Source organism: Oleiphilus sp. HI0066 (genome assembly GCF_001635725.1).
Genome location: NZ_LWFH01001626.1, coordinates 1 through 1,263, shown reverse-complemented (window position 1 = coordinate 1,263; position 1,263 = coordinate 1). Strand labels below are relative to the sequence as shown.

Genomic DNA, 1,263 nt, shown 5'->3' with positions numbered 1-1,263 from the left:
TCGTGAGATCGCCGGCTTCCGCCTAATCGCGAAAATGCCAACAATTGCCGCAATGTGTTACAAGTACTCGATTGGCCAGCCATTCATGTACCCGAACAATGATTTGGGTTATGCAGAGAACTTCCTGCACATGATGTTCAGCACTCCTGCTGGCGATGTTAAATTTGATCCAGCAATTGTTCGCGCAATGGATCGTATTTTCATGCTTCATGCTGACCACGAACAAAACGCATCAACATCAACAGTTCGTCTTGCGGGTTCTACCGGAGCAAATCCATTCGCATGTATTGCGTCTGGTATTGCAGCACTTTGGGGTCCTGCACACGGCGGCGCAAACGAAGCTGTGTTGAGCATGCTCAACGAAATTGGCGACGTTGCAAACATTGACGAATTCGTTGCTAAAGCAAAAGACAAGAATGATCCATTCCGTCTTATGGGCTTCGGTCACCGCGTCTATAAGAACTTTGACCCACGCGCTAAAGTTATGCGCGAAACATGCGAAGAAGTTCTGTCTGTACTAGGCCTAGAGAACGACCCACTTCTCAAGATTGCGAAGCGACTAGAGCAAATTGCTCTTGAAGACGAATACTTCATCGCTCGTAAGTTATACCCGAATGTAGACTTCTACTCAGGCATTATCCTTAAAGCAATCGGTATCCCTGAGTCGATGTTCACAGTGATCTTCGCAATGTCTCGTACAATTGGTTGGTTTGCTCACTGGAATGAAATGGTCAGCGAGAACTACCGAATTGGTCGCCCTCGTCAGCTTTACAAAGGCTACGACAAGCGTGACTATCCTGCGTAACAAGCGGGCACAAAAAAACCGCTCAATTAGCGGTTTTTTTGTGCCCAATCAAAATCAATTAAAGACTTAAAGCCCGCGCAATTCGATCCCTACTAATACGAAGCACTTCTTTACGATCGACATTAAGAGCATCAATTGGCTCTAAAAATTCTATCGAGGCATAGACTTTCTTCTGACTTAAAATACGAACCAAGGTCTCGCCGAAACTGTCATCACCAGCGTAAGCCGCTTCTCGCATCGTATTCCCCGACTTATCAAAATAACGAAGCGCTATTGGTTGAACCTGACAACCAACTCGAACAGCTGACTCAACAAACATCCCATAAAAAGGCAACAAATGAGATCCATCGGAGGTTGTTGACTCTGGGAAAACGATGACCGATCTACCCGAGCGAAGCTTGTCCTCTAACTTTGGAATACTGCGATAGGCCTGAAACTTGTTACTTCTATCAACATAC

General features: G+C 45.8%; 2 protein-coding genes. One reads left to right on the top strand and one right to left on the bottom strand.

Annotated features, from left to right (window positions below):
* The coding region (gltA, locus tag A3738_RS25495) for a citrate synthase (protein WP_068763947.1) at window positions 1-805 on the top strand (805 nt) is incomplete at its 5' end.
* Between the two features lie 58 nt (window positions 806-863).
* On the opposite strand, the gene A3738_RS25490 is transcribed toward gltA, so the two are convergent.
* On the bottom strand, window positions 864-1,263 hold a 400-nt coding region (locus tag A3738_RS25490), incomplete at its 5' end, for a 1-acyl-sn-glycerol-3-phosphate acyltransferase (RefSeq protein WP_197474035.1).